At 55.0% G+C, this 17,322-nt stretch carries 17 protein-coding genes; 9 read left to right on the forward strand and 8 right to left on the reverse strand.

Annotation, left to right across the window (positions count from 1 at the left end):
• Positions 1 to 16 precede the first annotated feature (16 nt).
• A complete protein-coding gene (ptrB, locus tag F3J26_RS04500) occupies positions 17 to 2,074 on the forward strand; it encodes an oligopeptidase B (RefSeq protein ID WP_166992926.1) in 2,058 nt (685 codons plus the stop codon).
• Here ptrB and exoX read toward each other — a convergent pair.
• The 3 genes from exoX to F3J26_RS04515 all read right to left on the reverse strand — a co-directional run bounded on the left by exoX (position 2,071) and on the right by F3J26_RS04515 (position 3,860).
• Entirely contained in the window at positions 2,071 to 2,742 is a 672-nt protein-coding gene (gene exoX / locus F3J26_RS04505; RefSeq protein ID WP_166991849.1) for an exodeoxyribonuclease X, read from the reverse strand. The two genes, ptrB and exoX, sit on opposite strands and share 4 nt — an antisense overlap.
• A gap of 29 nt (positions 2,743 to 2,771) precedes the next feature.
• The gene (locus tag F3J26_RS04510) at positions 2,772 to 3,500 is read right to left on the reverse strand and encodes a carbon-nitrogen hydrolase family protein (protein WP_008453978.1); all 729 of its coding nucleotides are present in this window, start codon (positions 3,498 to 3,500) and stop codon (positions 2,772 to 2,774) included.
• 129 nt (positions 3,501 to 3,629) lie between these two features.
• Positions 3,630 to 3,860, reverse strand: coding sequence for a DNA polymerase III subunit theta (locus F3J26_RS04515; protein ID WP_008453979.1), 231 nt, complete (start codon positions 3,858 to 3,860; stop codon positions 3,630 to 3,632).
• A 141-nt stretch (positions 3,861 to 4,001) separates the two neighbouring features.
• Between F3J26_RS04515 and yobA the strand changes: the two genes are divergently transcribed.
• From yobA to F3J26_RS04545, 6 genes are all read left to right on the forward strand, one after another.
• Entirely contained in the window at positions 4,002 to 4,376 is a 375-nt protein-coding gene (gene yobA, locus F3J26_RS04520; RefSeq protein WP_166991852.1) for a CopC domain-containing protein YobA, read from the forward strand.
• 5 nt (positions 4,377 to 4,381) lie between these two features.
• Complete coding sequence (gene copD, locus F3J26_RS04525) at positions 4,382 to 5,257, forward strand: copper homeostasis membrane protein CopD (protein WP_008453981.1); 876 nt, start codon at positions 4,382 to 4,384, stop codon at positions 5,255 to 5,257.
• Between the two features lie 28 nt (positions 5,258 to 5,285).
• Positions 5,286 to 5,630, forward strand: a complete 345-nt coding sequence (locus F3J26_RS04530; RefSeq protein WP_008453983.1) for a YebY family protein — start codon at positions 5,286 to 5,288, stop codon at positions 5,628 to 5,630.
• 540 nt (positions 5,631 to 6,170) lie between these two features.
• Entirely contained in the window at positions 6,171 to 7,667 is a 1,497-nt protein-coding gene (locus tag F3J26_RS04535; protein ID WP_166991854.1) for a SulP family inorganic anion transporter, read from the forward strand.
• 255 nt (positions 7,668 to 7,922) lie between these two features.
• The gene (locus F3J26_RS04540) at positions 7,923 to 9,170 is read left to right on the forward strand and encodes an MFS transporter (RefSeq protein WP_008453986.1); all 1,248 of its coding nucleotides are present in this window, start codon (positions 7,923 to 7,925) and stop codon (positions 9,168 to 9,170) included.
• Between the two features lie 14 nt (positions 9,171 to 9,184).
• On the forward strand, positions 9,185 to 9,718 hold the full coding sequence (locus tag F3J26_RS04545) for a GNAT family N-acetyltransferase (protein WP_205246347.1): 534 nt from the start codon (positions 9,185 to 9,187) through the stop codon (positions 9,716 to 9,718).
• Between the two features lie 16 nt (positions 9,719 to 9,734).
• Here F3J26_RS04545 and F3J26_RS04550 read toward each other — a convergent pair whose 3' ends face one another.
• The 5 genes from F3J26_RS04550 to yebS all read right to left on the reverse strand — a co-directional run bounded on the left by F3J26_RS04550 (position 9,735) and on the right by yebS (position 15,881).
• Positions 9,735 to 9,926, reverse strand: coding sequence for a YdfD/YebW family protein (locus F3J26_RS04550; RefSeq protein WP_008453989.1), 192 nt, complete (start codon positions 9,924 to 9,926; stop codon positions 9,735 to 9,737).
• Between the two features lie 238 nt (positions 9,927 to 10,164).
• Positions 10,165 to 10,404, reverse strand: coding sequence for a YebV family protein (locus F3J26_RS04555; RefSeq protein WP_008453991.1), 240 nt, complete (start codon positions 10,402 to 10,404; stop codon positions 10,165 to 10,167).
• A gap of 105 nt (positions 10,405 to 10,509) precedes the next feature.
• Complete coding sequence (gene rsmF, locus F3J26_RS04560) at positions 10,510 to 11,958, reverse strand: 16S rRNA (cytosine(1407)-C(5))-methyltransferase RsmF (protein WP_166991857.1); 1,449 nt, start codon at positions 11,956 to 11,958, stop codon at positions 10,510 to 10,512.
• Between the two features lie 76 nt (positions 11,959 to 12,034).
• Positions 12,035 to 14,668, reverse strand: coding sequence for a PqiB family protein (locus F3J26_RS04565; RefSeq protein ID WP_166991860.1), 2,634 nt, complete (start codon positions 14,666 to 14,668; stop codon positions 12,035 to 12,037).
• Positions 14,637 to 15,881, reverse strand: coding sequence for a membrane integrity lipid transport subunit YebS (yebS, locus tag F3J26_RS04570; RefSeq protein WP_008453998.1), 1,245 nt, complete (start codon positions 15,879 to 15,881; stop codon positions 14,637 to 14,639). Before yebS ends, F3J26_RS04565 begins: the two co-directional genes overlap by 32 nt.
• 146 nt (positions 15,882 to 16,027) lie before the next feature.
• On the opposite strand from yebS, the gene msrC reads away from it, so the two are divergent.
• A complete protein-coding gene (gene msrC / locus F3J26_RS04575) occupies positions 16,028 to 16,516 on the forward strand; it encodes a free L-methionine (R)-S-oxide reductase MsrC (protein ID WP_166873085.1) in 489 nt (162 codons plus the stop codon).
• Between the two features lie 104 nt (positions 16,517 to 16,620).
• Complete coding sequence (gene proQ, locus F3J26_RS04580) at positions 16,621 to 17,304, forward strand: RNA chaperone ProQ (protein WP_166873089.1); 684 nt, start codon at positions 16,621 to 16,623, stop codon at positions 17,302 to 17,304.
• Positions 17,305 to 17,322 lie beyond the last annotated feature (18 nt).

The following is a 17,322-nucleotide window of genomic DNA, read 5'->3' on the forward strand; positions in this document are numbered from 1 at the left end:
GAAAATGATGAAAGTGATGCCGCCAAAAGCCAAAAAAATACCTCACGCTATGACGCTGCATGGCGATACCCGCACGGATAACTATTACTGGCTGCGGGATGATGACCGCGCCGATCCCGAGGTGCTGAAATACCTTGAGCAGGAAAATGATTACGGGAAAAGGATCATGGAGAGCCAGCGCGCGCTGCAGGATCAGTTGCTCAAAGAGATGATCGCTCGCGTTCCTCCTCGCGATGTTTCCGCCCCGTATGTGAAGAACGGCTATCGCTACCGCCAGGTGTATGACAAAGGGAATGAGTACGCGATTTATCAGCGGCAATCTGCGGTCAGAGAAGAGTGGGGCGAGTGGGACGTTTTGCTGGATGCCAACCAGCGTGCCGCCCATAGCGAGTTCTACACCATGGGTGGATTGGCCATTACGCCGGATAATGCCGTGATGGCCCTGGCAGAGGACTATCTCTCCCGCCGTCAGTTCGGCATCCGTCTGCGCAATTTGAAAACCGGAAACTGGTATCCGGAGTTGCTGGAGAACGTCTCGACCGGTTTTGTTTGGGCAAATGACTCCGTCACGCTTTACTACGTGCGCAAGCATCCCAAAACCTTACTGCCTTATCAGGTCTGGCGGCACACGCTGGGCCACCCGGTGGCCGATGACCAACTGGTGTATGAAGAAAAAGATGACGCTTTTTACGTCAGCGTGCATAAAACAACCTCCCGGCATTTTGTTGTCATTCATCTTGCCAGCGCGACGACGAGTGAGGCTTTGTTACTGGATGCCGAACTGGCAGACGCCGAGCCGCAAGTTTTTGCCCCGCGCCGGAAAGATCATGAGTACACGGTCGATCACTACCAGCATGGGTTCTACATTCGTTCCAACAAAGACGGTAAAAATTTCGGACTCTACCGCAGCGCCGTGCGGGACGAAAAACAGTGGGAAACGCTGATTGCCGCGCGGGAACAGGTCATGCTTGAAGACTTTACGCTGTTCCGCGACTGGCTGGTGGTTGCCGAGCGCCAGCAGGGATTGACCAGCCTGCGCCAGATTAATCGCCATACGCGTGAGTCCACGGGCATCGCTTTTGACGATCCGGCCTATGTCACCTGGCTTGGCTACAATCCTGAGCCTGAGACCTCCCACCTGCGCTACGGTTACTCTTCAATGACAACGCCGGACACCCTATTCGAGCTGGATATGGACAGCGGTGAGCGACGGGTTATCAAGCAAACCCAGGTTGCCGGTTTTGACGCTAGCCATTACCGCAGCGAGCATCTGTGGGTGACGGCGCGGGATGGCGTTCTGGTACCGGTCTCACTGGTTTATCACCGGAAACACTTTCGCCGGGGCAAAAGCCCGCTGCTGGTCTACGGCTATGGATCTTACGGCAGCAGTATGGATGCTGACTTTAGCAGCAGCCGTTTGAGTCTGCTGGACAGGGGGTTTGTCTTCGCCATCGCCCATGTCCGCGGCGGCGGTGAACTGGGCCAGCAATGGTATGAAGACGGTAAATACCTGAAAAAGATGAATACCTTTAACGACTATCTGGACGTGTGCGACGAGCTGCTCAGGCAGGGATATGGCGATCCTAAACTGCTTTATGGGATGGGCGGCAGCGCGGGCGGAATGCTGATGGGGGCAGCTGTCAATCTGCGCCCTGAATTATTCCATGGCGTGGTGGCTCAGGTGCCGTTTGTCGACGTTGTAACGACGATGCTGGACGAGTCGATTCCGCTTACCACCGGGGAATTTGAAGAGTGGGGTAACCCCCAGGATGAAGAATATTACCGCTATATGAAGCAATACAGCCCTTACGACCAGGTTCGTGAGCAGGCTTATCCCCATCTGTTAGTGACCACCGGGCTGCATGATTCGCAGGTGCAGTATTGGGAGCCGGCTAAGTGGGTTGCCAAATTACGTGACTATAAGCGGGATGAGACCTTGCTGCTGCTTTGTACCGACATGGATTCCGGGCACGGCGGCAAGTCGGGGCGCTTCAAATCTTACGAAGGCGTGGCACTGGAGTTTGCTTTCCTGATTGCCCTGGCGCAGGGAACGCTGCCAGGGCGCGTGCATTAATCGGCCGCGCTGGCGGCCAGGTAATGTTTTAGCGTCATGCGGAGATCCGGCGTTAGCTCCTTGATGTTGTTGAGCATCCAGCGAAGATAACCCGGGTCGTCTTCGGCTATTTCGGCAATGCGTTTGCCCCGGTATTTGCCAAACATCATGGTGGTTACCAGCGCCGGGCGCCCGGTAATCGTGACCATATCTTCTGCGTTCCAGCCGGACACATCCATAATTCTCAGCAGCAGGGCAGCGGTGATATAACAGTCAAACAGGGCGCGGTGATGATGCAGCCCGGCAGGTGTATCCACATGCAACTTTAGCGATTTGTACAAGCCCATGTTGCTGTATTTGATGCCCGGCCACAGGCGACGCGCCAGCTTCACCGTGCAAATCCAGTCGCCCTGCATTTCCGGCAGCATGCGGCTGTCGAAACTGGCGTTGTGCGCCACGTAATAGGGGCTTCCGATATAGCGGGGGATGACGTCTTCAATCCAGGGTTTATCGGCCACCATCTCTTCGGTAATTTTATGGATGGCCATTGCCTGGTGGCTTATTGGTCGGTCAGGACGGACAAGATCGCTCATCGGGTTTACAATCTTGCCGTCGATGATATCGACCGACGCAACTTCCACTACGCCTCCCTGTAATCCGCAGGTTTCCGTATCAATAATGCGCAGCATCGCAGTCTCCGTAAACAGGCCTCAGGCGACTAGCGTAAAGGAATGACCTCGCCGTGCCAACCTCTCTCATCCCGGCGGCCAATCGCCAGCAATTCCCCCTGGTCGGCCCTGACGACTAGCTGGCCTAAATTATCCCAACATGCGCTGCGCCCAGCGGAGCGAAGTTCTGCCCCGGACCAGGCGTAATTGGCCTGCAAAATGGTGAGTCCATATTTGTGCGCCCAGCGTTGCATATACATCTCATCTTGCTGGTAGCTTAGTTCTGTCATTGCGGCGCCGGTGGCGTAAAGATCGGCGCCGATATCAGCTGCGCTTCGGGGCCAGGCTTCATCATCGCTTTGGGCGCAAACGGCCAGGGCAATATTGCGGGAACGTTGCCCCAAAAGTGGTGCGACGGGGGTTTGAGCATTTACATCGATAGCCGTTGCGGGACGTTTGCAACAGGCTATACGCGATCCATCCGGCAGAAAACCTACCATACCGGCGGCGCTATGCGCCTCGTCACTGAGCGACATGCCGACGATCACGGTCATATGGTAGCTGCGAGCAGCCTCGCTGAGCGGGTCGAACAGCGGATCGGTAAACGCCGGAGGATGGTTGTCCGGGCGTAATCCGGATAAAGAGAGATGAGGGAAAACCAGAAGATCGATGCCTTCTTCGGCGGCACAGCGAATGAAATCGAGATGGTGGTCGATGTTGGCCTGATAACTTCCGGCAACGGCACCGTATTGCGCAGCGGCAACATTCCAGCGTGGCATAGGTTCTTCCTTAATCTTTCATCCAACGATTGCGTCCTGCAATCGTGAGGGATGAGCCAAAGCTTGTGGTCAACTGAACAAGGAAGAGAGTAGCACTAGTTTTGAATCAAAGAGAAAATTCTTAATTTTTTATTTTTGCTTCGGTTCATACGGCAAACGGGAAAGATTCACCGAGGCCAGACGATAGGCAATCAGCTTTTCACGGAACCAGGTCCGCAGGTGTTCAGGTTGCTCACGTTCCACCATTTCAGCCACTACGGGCATGTTATAGCGCTCTTTAAACGCCACGCCGGCAGCGGCAAGGTCGACGTTAACTTTATCCATTTCTTCCTGGGGTAAATCGGCGAGATTGTAGCTCATCATATCCTCCTGCAATGTCAGCGCAGAAGTTACTGTTTTGCGCCCCGGATGACAAGCAACAATAGCTTTTCCCGTCTCGACTTGGTATTAACGCGGGGGTATCCTTGCCGCCTCGACACATAACAAAAAGGAATAGTTAATATGGCGTTCATCTCCTCCCGCATCGCAACCGTGGCGGCATTTGTCACTGCTATGGCCGTTTCTCCAGCCGTGTTTGCACATGCGCACCTTAAGCAGCAGTCTCCGGCAGCAGATTCCGCCGTGACAGCATCGCCGCAGTCGCTGACCCTGAGCTTCTCTGAAGGGGTGGAGCCTGGCTTCAGCGGCGTGACCGTGACCGGCCCGCAGAAATCTGCCGTGCAGACCGGGAAAGTGAAGGTTGCTGAGACCGACAACAAACAGCTGATTGTGCCGGTTGAAGAAGCCCTGAAACCGGGTGATTACTCCGTGGACTGGCATGTTGTGTCGGTCGACGGGCACAAAACCAAAGGTAACTATCACTTCTCCGTGAAGTAATCGCCATGCTGTCGGCGTTTTACATCGCGCTGCGTTTTATCCATTTCACTGCCTTGATGGTGCTGCTTGGCAGCGCCATCTGCTGTTCGCTCCTTGCCCCGCAGCAGTTTAAACCCGTGCTTGTGCGTCGCCTCAGGGCGCAGTGGCGGCCAGCCGTCTGGCTGTCGCTCATTAGCGCCTGTCTGCTATTCATGGCTCAGGCCGGGCAAATGGGTGACGGCTGGCGCGATACTCTTTCGCCGGATGTCTGGCAGGCGGTGCTGACGACTCGCTTTGGTTCCGTCTGGATATGGCAGCTATTGCTGGGCCTGGCCACGCTGGCCGCTGTGCTGATCGCTCCCCGGGCAATGCCGGGGTTATTGCTGCTTTTAGCCGCGGCGCAGCTAATTATGCTGGCTGGCGTCGGGCATGCCGCAATGCACGACGGCGCGCTCGGTGTCTTTCAGCGGATGAACCATGCGATTCATCTTCTGAGCGCGGCCTGGTGGGTGGGAGGCCTGCTGCCTTTGCTGGTTTGTATGTATATGGCGCATAAGCCGCGCTGGCGTACTCCGGCGATTACGGCAATGATGCGTTTTTCGCGCTACGGGCATCTTGCAGTGGCTGCGGTACTGGTGACCGGCGTGGTGAATAGCTTGCTTATCCTCGGCTGGGCGCTGCCGCTGGAAAGTGGTTATGTTCGATTGCTGGCGCTGAAGGTTGTGCTGGTGCTAGTGATGGTTATGCTGGCGCTGATCAACCGCTATATACTGGTGCCGCGTTTCGACGCTGTTCAAGCCGATGCTCAGCGGAGATTTATTCAGCTTACGTGGCTGGAAGTGATTCTATCGGTGGCGATACTGCTGCTTGTCAGCATCTATGCTACCTGGGAGCCGTTCTGACGGCGCAAACTGGTTATATGAGAGATTCATGAAAAAGAGCATTTTGACTTTACTGCTGCTGGCCTGCGCGAGTTCTGCGCTGGCTGCCCCGCAAATTATCACCGTGAGTCGGTTTGAGGTGGGTAAAGACAAATGGGCGTTCAACCGTGAAGAGGTGATGTTGAGCTGCAGAGCGGGGAATGCATTGTTTGCCATCAACCCAAGTACGCTGATGCAGTACCCGCTGAACGCCATTGCTGAGCAGCAGATCAAGAGCGGTAAAACGAGCGGGCAGCCCATCAGCGTTATTCAGGTGGACGACCCGCAGCATCCTGGCCAGAAGATGAGTCTCGAACCCTTCATTGAGCGCGCGCAAAAGCTTTGCGGTGAATAAAAAACACGCATTTCCTGGCATAAAAAAACAGCAATAGCCTCAACGGGATATTGCTGTTTTTGCATAAATAGTCACCTTTATTGCGCCTTTTTTCTGACCACTTTTGTTGCGGACTGGAAAACCTGCGCCGGTAATCTATTCTTAAGAGGCAAGGCGATTTAGCCTGCATTAATGCCAACTTTTAGCGCACGGCTCTCTCCCAAGAGCCATTTCCCTGGACCGAATACAGGAATCGTGTTCGGTCTTTTTTTTATTTGGGAATCCGCCAGCTTGCTTGCGCGTAAAGCGTTTCCCATAACGCTTCGACCTGGCCTGTGCGCTAAAACCATACCACACCTTGATAGCTTGCCGTCCAGCGTTTTTTGCTCAATTTGTTAATTATTTGTTGCGCAAACGTGGGGCCGGGTCGGTGAGTCTTTCGGACTAGTGATGTATGTCACAAAAATTCGCATCACTGCCGCGACAACGCTACACTTTCGGCCTCACTGACTGCATTCCATGAGAAATGCGGCGTTCCTGACAATAAGCCTGCATCCCACTATGACAAATCAAACCGAGCTTGCCGCTCAACATGCGCATGAGAATAGCCTGCGCGCCGTGCTTCGCTCCCCTCGACTCATCCAGCGTGAACTGCTGGCTGGAGTCGTCACCGCGCTGGCCCTGATCCCCGAAGTGATCTCCTTTTCCCTGATCGCGGGCGTGGATCCGAAGGTCAGCCTGATTGCCTCGATCGTGCTTTGTTTTGCTATGTCGATTCTGGGGGGCCGCCCGGCAATGGTCACTGCGGCGGCCGGTTCGGTAGCGCTGGTGATTGCCCCGATGGTTCATCAATATGGGGTGGGTTATATCCTGCCTGCGGTGGTGCTGGCGGGCGGGATCCAGATCCTGTTCGGCCTAAGCGGGCTGGCGCGAATGATGCGCTATATCCCGCTTTCGGTAATGACCGGGTTTGTGAATGCGCTGGGTATTCTTATTTTCTTTGCTCAGGTGCCTCATGTCTGGGGGAAATCGCCGCTGGTTTGGGGCCTGTTCGTCGTGACGCTCGCCGTCGTTTTAATGTTGCCGAGACTGCTTAAATCTGTGCCTTCGCCGCTGGTGGCGATTGTTCTGGTGACCGGCCTGAGTATTGCCCTGGGATGGGTAATGCCCACGGTAGGCGACAGCGGGCCGATGAAGGCCGGTTTGCCCGGGTTAACGGAACTGATAGTGCCGCTTAACGTTGAGACGCTGCGCATTATCTGGCCCTGCGCGCTGAGCATCGCTTTTGTTGGCTTGATGGAGTCCTTGCTAACGGCCAAGCTGGTGGACGATCTCACCGATACACCTTCCAGCAAGCGGCGCGAATGCTGGGGACTGGGCGTGTCGAATATCTTCGCCGGTTTTTATGGCGGCATCGCGGGCTGCGCCATGATTGGGCAAACCATTGTCAACGTTGAGCTGGGAAGAGGGCGTACGCGGCTGTCTACCGTGGCGGCTGCGCTGGTGCTATTGCTGCTGGTCACCGTGCTGAGTGAAGTGATGGCAAAAATTCCGATGGTGGTGCTGGCTGGGATCATGATGATTGTGGCGGTGAAAACGCTGAACTGGCATAGCCTCTCTCCAGTTACGCTTCGCCGAATGCCGGTGCCGGAAACGCTGGTGATGCTCACGACCGTCGCTATAACGGTTTATACCGATAACCTCGCGCTTGGCGTTTTGGGCGGCGTTATCTTCGCTATGATGTTGTTTGCTCGCCGTATTGCACATGTGGTGCGTGCTGAGCGGCAGCTGGCAGCGGACGGGAGCGAAGTGACTTACCGGGTTCGTGGGCCGCTGTTCTTTGCCAGCAGCAACGACCTGGTCGAGCATTTTCACTATGCTGACGACCCGGCACGGGTGGTGATCGATCTGACTCAGGCTCAAATTTGGGATGCCTCCACCGTTGCCGTATTAGATGCCATTGAAACGCGCTATCAGCGTTATCAGGCGCAGGTCGAAATTGTTGGCCTGGACACCCACAGCGCCGATTTCCATCAGCGTCTGAGCGGAAAACTTTAGCGGTTCTACCGGCGGCGTTCAGCTGCCGGCTCTCCCCAATCATTCCCAGCACGAAATTCCATTTTTTGAGCGGCAGGTCACAATTTTCCACTACTTTCCGCTGCCCGGCTGATGGTTTAAACGACAAGCTGGGGAAATAAACATTTCAGTAACATTTACGTTGCCAGTCAATACGCAATAACTTATTACTATTTAACCGCTTACTCAGCGTAAGCGGCCCCGCCTCCACTATAACGATAATTAACAGGATACTTTATGACGACAAACGATGCCGTCCGTGAGGACGCTGCGCGCGGTTTTTGGCCGACGGTCAAAACCTTCCCGTCGACGGTGATTGCGCTGCTGCTTTTTACCCTGGTGATTCGCTTTAGCTATTTTATGGCCTGGCCGTTTATGACGGTGATCATGACCCGTAATTATCATCTTTCGCCCATCTCTGTAGGCGTGGCGATGACCAGCAGTGCGCTTCTGGCGGTGGTGCTGGGAATGTATGGCGGGCAGCTGTCGGATAAATTAGGCCGCCGGGGCGTGCTTTCCCTCGGCTGTGCGCTGTCGTTTGTTGGCTATGCTCTGCTTGGGCTGGCCACGGGAATGGCGTTATTTATCATTGGGCTAATGATTGTTGGCGTCTGTTTCGCGTGGGTAGAGCCGCCGACGCGAGCGCTGATGAGTGACTTACTGGGCGACCGCCGTCGTCGCGCTCTGGCTCTGCAGATTCGCTATTATTTGGTGAATGTGGCGGCGGTTACCGGGCCACTGGTCGGCATTGCTTTCGGGCTGACTTCGCAGAAAGGGACATTCGTAATCACGGCTGTGAGCTATTTGCCGCTGCTTATTTACACCTTATTGTTTATTCCTGCAGGCAAGCTGGTTGCCAAAGACAGCGAACATAAACCCGGGGTCAGATTACGCGACGTTATGCTAATCATCGCCCGGGACAAACTGTTCGTTGCGGCGCTGCTGTGCAGCACGTTATGCGCCGTGGTTTTCGTACATTATGAATCCGTGGTGCCGCTTTATTTACTGACGCTGGACGCTGAGGCAGCCGTAAAGTTAATCACGCTGATTCTGGTGTCGAACGCCTGTACGGTGCTTATTGCCCAGCTTTTTCTGGTTCGCTTTTTGGCTCAAGTTAGCTTGTCTAACCGTATTTTGCTGGGGGGCGCTATCTTTGCGCTGTCACAGCTTTTGTTCTGGTCCGTCCGTACGCCGGATGCGCTGTTGTGGGTGAGCGTGACGGTTATTTTCAGCATCGGCGAGGCCATTCTGATGCCGAACCTGAATATTCTGCTGGATCAGCTGGCACCGGATGAGCACCGCGGTGCGTACCTGGGAGCATCGACCCTGACGACGTTAGGCATAGCGCTTGGGCCGCTGATTGGCGGCGTTATGCTAACCCTGACCGGTGCGGGTGTGTTTTTGGGTACCATGCTGTTTAGCCTGCTGCTGTGCGCTATCATTTACGCCTGCAAATCAGGCCTTAAACAACGACTACAAGAGTAATACTGAGCGGAGTCATGATGATTACTGAAGCCCCACGTCTTGAAACGGAACGCCTTATCCTGCGCCATTTTACGCTGGACGACTATGAGGCGCTGGTTGCCTGTTGGTCTGACCCGGAGATGGTAAAGTTTATCGGCGGCGGAAAACCGCAGGACGGTGAAATGAGCTGGGCGCGATTGATGCGCTATATCGGTCACTGGCAGGCGCTGGGCTACGGTTACTGGGCGTTGTTTGAAAAACAGAGTGGGCGATTCGTAGGGGCGTTTGGATTCCAGGACGCTAAACGAAATCTCAGCCCGGCTTTGGCACACCCGGAGGCGGGCTGGACGCTTATTCCTGCGGTACACGGTAAAGGCTATGCGGTGGAGGCGCTCAGCGCAGTGTTAAGTTGGGCGGATGACAATTTCAGCGAGCCAGTATGCTGCATTATTGATGACGATAATCAGCGTTCTATTGGTCTGGCAGAGCGCTTCGGCTTTACTTTCCAGCACTACGTTGAATACCACGGGAAGCAAATACGCATGTTCCTTCGCCCGAACAAGCGCTAATCTCGCCTGGCCCTGCTCAGAAGTCGCTGTACTCCTGGGCAGGCCGCCAGAATCCATCGATAAACTCTTCCACCGGGTAACAGCCGCCGTGGCGCATACGCTGCTCGCTCATCGCACTCAGACACTGCTGCTCGCTGGTGAAGACTTCCAGCACCAGATCGTCACAGCCGCCGTCCAGGTAACAAACAAATAAAACCAAAGCAAACATTAGCGCCTCAGAACCGCTTCGTTTGGTTTAAGTGTAGGGGAGCCAAGGGAGTGGGGGAAATAATTAATCCGTCCCGTGGACGGAGAAAGTGCTGGCAAAAATCATTGATGTAAAAACGGCACTTGGGTCTAACAAAAGCAATGAATGATGTTCTCTGGTCTACTCCAAACAGCTGAAAACCACGTTTTTGGCTGTTTGTCATCTATATAACCCGTCTCAGGGACGGGTTCATCTTGAATTATGCAAGGCGCATAACCCAGGCATCGCGCTGGCGATCGTAATGCTGCAGGTAAAGTACGGAATGTTCGCCGTCCAGCACGGCGGGAATAGAGGTTGCCCCATCCCATGCATCCAGCTGCATGCACAGGTCGGGATCGGACTTGCAGGGAATGCTTAACGTTCGATCCCCCTGTTGTTCACCGTGTAATTCGGCATCATCGATCTCGAAGATGCCGATCCGAACGTTGGTCTTTGTCATCTTTGGCTCCTTGTTATCCGCAGCAGGTGGTATGACCAGTGGGTCGCTCCAATTTCAGCGTAGTCAAGGCAGCACAAATTGCCAACTCAAAAAGTGCTTATTTTTTTAGCCAGCCTGCGGGGCGGCGAAAAGCTTGCCGTCGCGTACTAATTCCCTTGGGTAGCTGTTCTTCAGGCGTGAGCCAACTTTACGCGCCAGGCCGAGCGGCTGCCCCTGAAAAGTGACAATCACTTCATGTCGTGACGGTGTCACTTCTGGATAGATATCCCGCCCACGGTACCACTCCTCGGCTTCGGTCTCGCTCAGCGGGAAGCAAAGCGGGTTGTCACTTTTGACCAGAGAAACCACGGCTTCATGCTGCCAGCGGAAGCCTTTGTTGTGCTGTTCGGCGAGCTTGAGGCCAATGCGAGAGAAACGCACTTTCCCGATAAGCGGTTCAATCTCACTCGGAAACAGCCAGATCTCTTTGTCGCGCTGCCATAGATTCAGCTCATCGCCCCAGATAAGGCCCGATTTTGCCGCCGCGGCGGTTAGTTCGGCTGCGGCTTTGCCTTTCATCGGCGCGAAGGGGAATTTCCCTACTTTATAGCCCGGGGCCGGCTGCGGTTCGATAGAGGCCGTTTTGCGCAAACGGGCAACGAAAAAGCCTTCGCAGTCGTAAATCTGTGGGAACACGTGCAGGAAACCTTCCGGCGTCAGCGCGCGTGCTGCTTCCGGGAAAAGCTCGTCAAGGGGGGCAATTTCTACCGCGTCCGGCCAGGTATCCAGCAGCCACTGGCAGACATCCTGGTTTTCCTGGCGATTCAGCGTACAGGTCGAGTAGACCAGCGTCCCGCCGGGGCGGAGCGCATGAAAAGCACTCTCAATCAATTCGCGCTGTGTGCCGGCAATTTCGGCCGTGCTTTCAGGCGACCAGTTGCGCAGTGCATCGGGATCTTTCCTCACCACGCCTTCACCGGAGCAGGGGGCGTCCAGCAGAATGGCGTCGAAGGATTCCGGCAGAGCGGCACCGAATACGCGGCCATCAAAATGCGTCAGCGCTACGTTACTGATCCCACAGCGGCTGATATTGGCATGCAGGACTTTTACCCGGCTGGCGGAATATTCATTGGCAAGAATTGCGCCGGTATTATTCATGCGGGCGGCAATCTGGGTTGTTTTTGATCCTGGCGCTGCGGCGACGTCCATCACTCGCTGCGGCTGGTTGCCGTCGGCAAACAACGCGGCTACGGGCAGCATTGAACTGGCTTCCTGAATATAGAACAGGCCGCTCAAATGCTCTGCGGTGCTGCCCAGCGGCAGGGTTTCTTCATCTTCTCGTTCAATCCAGAAGCCTTCTTCGCACCACGGCACCGGCGTTAAACGCCAGTGATAGGGCGCGACGAGCGTCAGAAAGTCAGCCACGGATATCTTCAGCGTATTGACGCGCAGGCTGCGGCGCAGCGGCTGCTGACAGTATTCGATAAAACTTTCCAGCGTCTGGCCAGCGGGAAGTGCGTCACGAATCGCGTCGAGAAAAGGTTGAGGAAGATAAACGGCAGTAGATTGAGCCATGAAAAACGCCCCTGAAAAAATAAGGGGCGCAGTTTAACACGGAATTACCCGGGCGACGTACCGCCCGGGTTGCGGTTCAGCGCGGAAGGGCGGTGCCCCACTGACGCCACTCTTTCGGCTCGCTTTCCAGCAGCAGGAAGTGTTTCCCGGCCTCTGCTTTAGGGGAAAGCGGGATCCCCGGCGGCGTCGCAAACGCAATGCCACCGCGAATAAACTGATTAAAGGTTCCGGTTTTCACCACGCCGCCAGTTAAGCCAAAGTCCAGGCTATAGCCGGAAGCCAGCCAGAAGACGGAGTTGTCCCGGACCAAATGCTGGTAACGCTTGCTTATACGCAGGCCCACCATCACGCGGTCAGAGAGATTGCCGAGCGTCATGCCGGTTACCGTACCGACTTCAATCCCGCGGAAGAGAACCGGCGTGCCTATGCTCAGCGAGCCGGCTTCAGGCACTTCCAGCACGATGTTCAGCCCGTCGGAGTAACGAGAGTCGGTGATAGACGCTTCCTGCAGCTCGAAGTCGCGGCGGGGGTCACCTTTACCGGGTTCAACGTTGATGTAAGGCTGGAGGAGGGTATCAAGATGATCGACGCCCGCGGCAGAGATCTGCGGTGTGACAACGGAGAAGCGGGTACCGGCGCGTGCGAAGGTAGACACATACTCAGGGTAAAGTACCGCTTTCGCTTCCACTTCGTTGCGGGATTGCGTCAGGTTCAGCGACTCAAGCTGGCCGATATCAATGCCCAGATAGCGAATTGGCATCCCGGCGGAAAGTTTTCCGGCATCGAAAGTGTGCAGCGTTATCTGGCTGCCCACCGCTCTTGCCGCGGTTTCAGAGGCGTACAGCACGCGTTTCTCACCTTTCACCTGTCCGACGCTGGCACCGCTCATGTTGTCAAAGCTGATGGCCCCTTTGAGTGCACGAGAGAGCGGGGAGGCCTGCACCGTTAGCCCGCTGCCGTTGAGCTGAACTTTCGCGCCACCTTCAGCCCAAAACACTGTGTTTGGCGTCAGCAGCTTGCGGTATTCCGGCTTGATGTGAACATCAATATCAAAGTTCTCGGCGCGAGGGCGGATGGTGATGATTTCGCCCACCTGGAATTTGCGGTACAGCACCACGGAGCCGGTCTGGATATCTGGCAGGCTGGAGGCCGTCAGCGTCAGCGTGGTGGTCGGGATGTCGCTCAGGCTGTTTTCAATCGCTTTTTCCAGGTTGGCATAAAGCGGATAACTGCTTTTCATCTCGTCTTTGCTGCCCGGCAGCACACGTATGCCGCCGTTGACCCATTCGTTGGCACTGGCGCCCAGGAATTCCACTCCGTCCATGCCGAGCTTCACATCAATGCGGCTGTTGACCACGAATTTGCTGTCGCCCTGCAGCAGATGGCGGTATTGCGGTTCAATGGCGACGGAGAACGTGACGCCTTTCGCTGACAGTGCCCGCGCCACCACCTGGCCGATTTGTATCCCGTGCAGGATAATCGGTTGTCCGGCATCAATACCGTAGCTTTCAGGGGCCGTCAGCGAAAGCGTCAATACATTCGGCTGCTGGAGCGGCGTTTGATCGCTGGAGACCACGGTGAAGCGATCCTGCGGTTCGCCGTCACCCGGCACAAGTTCAAAGGTGCTGCCCGTGAGCAACGTGCTGATGCTTGGATTATCCAGCGAGATTTTTGGGCTACGGAGTTCGATGCGCGTGCCGCTACGCATCAGGCTAACCACGCCGGGGTCAACGGTCATTTCCCCTGTGACGGCACCGCCTGGATTGAGGTTTAACTTAGTCAGCGAACCCACCTCCAGCCCCTGATACATTAACTTAGTCGAGCCTGCTTTAAGGCCATCCCCGCTCGGGAGATCGAGGTTAATGATGACGCCGCGCTGGCTGTGCGCCAGGTCTTCGTAAAGGCCGAATTCATCATCCGCTTTGGCCGGTTCTGAATCGTCAGGGGAATCGAAAGCAATGGCCCCATTGACCAGCGCCGCCAGGCTTTCAAGCTGAACTTTGGCCCCACTCAGGCCAACATCGGCTTTTACGCCGGACACATTCCAGAAACGGCTGCCTTTTTTCACCAGGCTGGTAAAGCGGCGATCGATAAGCACGTCGACGGTGACGCCCTGCTTGTTCTTATTGATGGCATAGTCATACACGCGGCCAACCGGAATTTTGCGGAAATAGACCAGCGACCCGCTGTTAAGGGAGCCTAAATCCGGGGCGTGGAGGTGAATCATCAGCTCGCCGTTATCCAGGCGATATTTGGGTTGGGTATCGAGGGCGGTAAAATGGTCACGCGGCTCGCCTTTACCCGGCATCATGCCGATGTAGTTCCCGCCTACCAGGGCATCAAGCCCGGATACTCCAGCGAGGGAAGCCTTCGGCGTTACCAGCCAGAATTGTGTGTCTTCCCGCAGGGCATCCTTCATATCGCTTTTGATGCTGACTTTGACTTCTATTTTACGCAGGTCATCGCTCAGGCTGATGTTTTGCACGGTACCCACTTCAACGCCCTGGTAGCGCACGGGCGTGCGGCCAGCGACTATCCCGTCGGCGGAGATGAAGTCGATGGTTACGGTGTTGCCGCGTTCCTGGTAAGTCGTCCAGATCAGCCAGCCGGCAATCAGTAACGCAATAACAGGTAATAACCAGAAAGGGGAAATCCGGCGTTTCGTTTTAATTCTCGCTTCAGTCGGTGAAGCGGGCGTTTCCTGACTCATGTGCGTCCCAAAGTAGTCGGCTATCCAGCCATTCGACGGCAAGAATAGTTAATATAACCGCCGCGCCAAAGAAGACTGCGGCGGGACCCATCGTAAAAGCTAACAGCTGGTCACGGTTAACCAGTGACATCATCAACGCGATGACAAACAGATCGAGCATAGACCAGCGGCCAATCCAGGTGACAAAGCGCAGCAATAAAATGCGGGTTCGTAATCCCTGCTGGCATTTGAAATGAATACTGATAAGTAGCGTAATTAATACAATAACTTTAGTAAACGGCACCAGGATACTGGCAATAAACACCACGGCAGCGACGGCGATATTGCTGTGCGCCAGGGAAATGATGCCCGAAAGAATGGTGTCTTCCTGGCGTGCCCCGTTCACGTAAATAATAGAAATCGGCAGCAGGTTAGCCGGAAGCAGGAAGATCAGGGAGGCAACCAGTGCTGCCCAGGATTTTTGTAAGCTTTGCTTTCGGCGATGGTACAGCGGGATGTGGCAGCGAGGGCAGCGGCCTCGTTCGTCAGGAACGCCGGTAAAATGGCAGCCGAGGCAAACCCGCAGTTGCGCATTAAAAGCACGAGCCGGGCGCTGGGGGTAAAAACGCTCCCATAGCTGCTCAATGTTCAGGTGGATCATGGTCAACAGACTCAAGACCACCAGCGCAATAAAAGCGATCAGCCCTGGGCCTGGCTGGATAAACGCATACTCGCGAACCTTAATGCACGCCACGCCAATGCCCACCAGATAGATATCCAGCATCACCCACTCTTTAAGCTTATCCAGCATCAGCAGTACCGGGCGAAGGTTCATGCCGAGAATGTTGCCAAAGCAGAGATAGGCAATAGCCGCGACCAGCGTGGCCGGTGCGCCGACCACGCAAAAGAGCACGACGGCGGCGGTAAGCACGTCTCCCTGGCTTGCCATCTGCCAAATGCCCTGCATAACGTTGGCATCAATACTCGAACCCAGGAGATAGATACGCAGCAGCGGATCGGAAAAGGCGACGGGCATCAGCACCAGCATCGCCACGGCCATCGCCCCCAGGCGCGTCAATGACCAGTCACGGCCATGATGTACTCTTGCATCACAACAGGGGCAGTAGGCACTTTGTGTTGATTTAACCTGGGGCAGAGAGAAAAGGGTATCGCATTGGGGACAACGCTGATAACGTGCCTGAGGCAATGCCTGACTGATGGCGTGTATTTTCATTGTGCGTCGTAAGCCGGGAGCGTTGTTATCTGAATGATGCATTTAGCCTATCGTAATTCATAAAATGATACACCTTGTGGCACCGTGCATTTAATGCTTATTTTAATATGCTACAAAGTAAAGTAAGACAACATAACGGTTATTTAATGAACAAAGAACAATTTTACGCGGATCTGAATCGCGATTTTAGTGCGTTAATGGCAGGTGAAACCAGCTTTCTTGCAACACTGGCGAATACCAGTGCGTTGCTCTTTGAGCGCCTTGAAGGCGTCAACTGGGCAGGATTCTACCTTCTCGAAGCCCAAACGCTAGTTCTGGGGCCCTTCCAGGGCAAAATTGCCTGCGTAAGAATCCCTGTCGGCAAGGGCGTATGCGGCACAGCCGTCGCAACAGGCACGATTCAGCGTGTGGAGGATGTGCATGCTTTCGACGGGCACATTGCCTGCGATGCGGCCAGCAATTCGGAAATTGTGCTGCCCCTGACGGTTGACGGCCAGACGATTGGTGTCCTGGATATCGACAGCACCGAGTATGGCCGTTTTTCGGAAGAAGACGAAATGGGTTTAAAAACCTTGATTTCGCGGCTTTCAGACGTGCTGAGCGGCACTGATTTTAAAAAATTCTTCCCTCGATAGCATGATAAGCAACGGATAACGTGGCATTTAGCGATGGCGTCATTATAATGTCGCCTGTTCATGCCTGCGACTTATTGGCAATTCCGTTGTAATCAGGAAATTTCATGGAAAATCAACCTAAGTTGAATAGCAGTAAAGAAGTTATCGCATTTTTGGCCGAGCGTTTCCCTCAATGTTTTAGCGCTGAAGGTGAAGCTCGTCCGTTGAAGATTGGTATCTTCCAGGATTTAGTCTCTCGTGTTGAAGGCGAAATGAGCCTCAGCAAAACACAGCTTCGTTCAGCGTTACGTCTCTATACGTCAAGCTGGCGCTACCTGTACGGCATCAAAGCTGGCGCGACTCGCGTCGATCTTGATGGCAACCCTTGCGGTGAGCTGGACGAACAGCATGTTGAACATGCACGTCAGCAGCTGGATGAAGCGAAAGCCCGCGTTCAGGCCCAGCGCGCTGAGCAACAGGCGAAGAAACGTGAAGCCGCGGCAGCCGCAGGCGTAACGGAAGACGCTCCACGTCGCGAACGCAAACCTCGTCCGGCGGCAGCACCGCGTCGTAAAGAAGGGGCAGAGCGTAAACCTCGCGCAGAAAAACCGGCACCAAAGGCACCTCGTGAAGAGCGTCGTACGCCGGTGACCGATATTTCTGCTCTGCAGGTTGGACAGGCCATTAAAGTCAAAGCCGGTAACAACGCAATGGATGCTACCGTACTGGAAATTACCAAAGATGGCGTCCGTGTACAGCTGACTTCTGGTATGGCAATGATCGTACGCGCAGAACACTTGCAGTTCTGAAACGGAGGCCTGACTCAG

It is taken from the genome of Enterobacter sp. Ap-867, assembly GCF_011752855.1.
Taxonomy (GTDB): domain Bacteria; phylum Pseudomonadota; class Gammaproteobacteria; order Enterobacterales; family Enterobacteriaceae; genus Cedecea.

Bases quoted from the DNA above. Each gene is read 5' to 3' on its own strand.
- ptrB (WP_166992926.1), top strand. From the start codon at position 17: ATGCCGCCAAAAGCCAAAAAAATACCTCACGCTATGACGCTGCATGGC.
- exoX (WP_166991849.1), bottom strand. From the start codon at position 2,742: ATGCTGCGCATTATTGATACGGAAACCTGCGGATTACAGGGAGGCGTA.
- F3J26_RS04510 (WP_008453978.1), bottom strand. From the start codon at position 3,500: ATGCCACGCTGGAATGTTGCCGCTGCGCAATACGGTGCCGTTGCCGGA.
- F3J26_RS04515 (WP_008453979.1), bottom strand. From the start codon at position 3,860: ATGAGCTACAATCTCGCCGATTTACCCCAGGAAGAAATGGATAAAGTT.
- yobA (WP_166991852.1), top strand. From the start codon at position 4,002: ATGGCGTTCATCTCCTCCCGCATCGCAACCGTGGCGGCATTTGTCACT.
- copD (WP_008453981.1), top strand. From the start codon at position 4,382: ATGCTGTCGGCGTTTTACATCGCGCTGCGTTTTATCCATTTCACTGCC.
- F3J26_RS04530 (WP_008453983.1), top strand. From the start codon at position 5,286: ATGAAAAAGAGCATTTTGACTTTACTGCTGCTGGCCTGCGCGAGTTCT.
- F3J26_RS04535 (WP_166991854.1), top strand. From the start codon at position 6,171: ATGACAAATCAAACCGAGCTTGCCGCTCAACATGCGCATGAGAATAGC.
- F3J26_RS04540 (WP_008453986.1), top strand. From the start codon at position 7,923: ATGACGACAAACGATGCCGTCCGTGAGGACGCTGCGCGCGGTTTTTGG.
- F3J26_RS04545 (WP_205246347.1), top strand. From the start codon at position 9,185: ATGATGATTACTGAAGCCCCACGTCTTGAAACGGAACGCCTTATCCTG.
- F3J26_RS04550 (WP_008453989.1), bottom strand. From the start codon at position 9,926: ATGTTTGCTTTGGTTTTATTTGTTTGTTACCTGGACGGCGGCTGTGAC.
- F3J26_RS04555 (WP_008453991.1), bottom strand. From the start codon at position 10,404: ATGACAAAGACCAACGTTCGGATCGGCATCTTCGAGATCGATGATGCC.
- rsmF (WP_166991857.1), bottom strand. From the start codon at position 11,958: ATGGCTCAATCTACTGCCGTTTATCTTCCTCAACCTTTTCTCGACGCG.
- F3J26_RS04565 (WP_166991860.1), bottom strand. From the start codon at position 14,668: ATGAGTCAGGAAACGCCCGCTTCACCGACTGAAGCGAGAATTAAAACG.
- yebS (WP_008453998.1), bottom strand. From the start codon at position 15,881: ATGAAAATACACGCCATCAGTCAGGCATTGCCTCAGGCACGTTATCAG.
- msrC (WP_166873085.1), top strand. From the start codon at position 16,028: ATGAACAAAGAACAATTTTACGCGGATCTGAATCGCGATTTTAGTGCG.
- proQ (WP_166873089.1), top strand. From the start codon at position 16,621: ATGGAAAATCAACCTAAGTTGAATAGCAGTAAAGAAGTTATCGCATTT.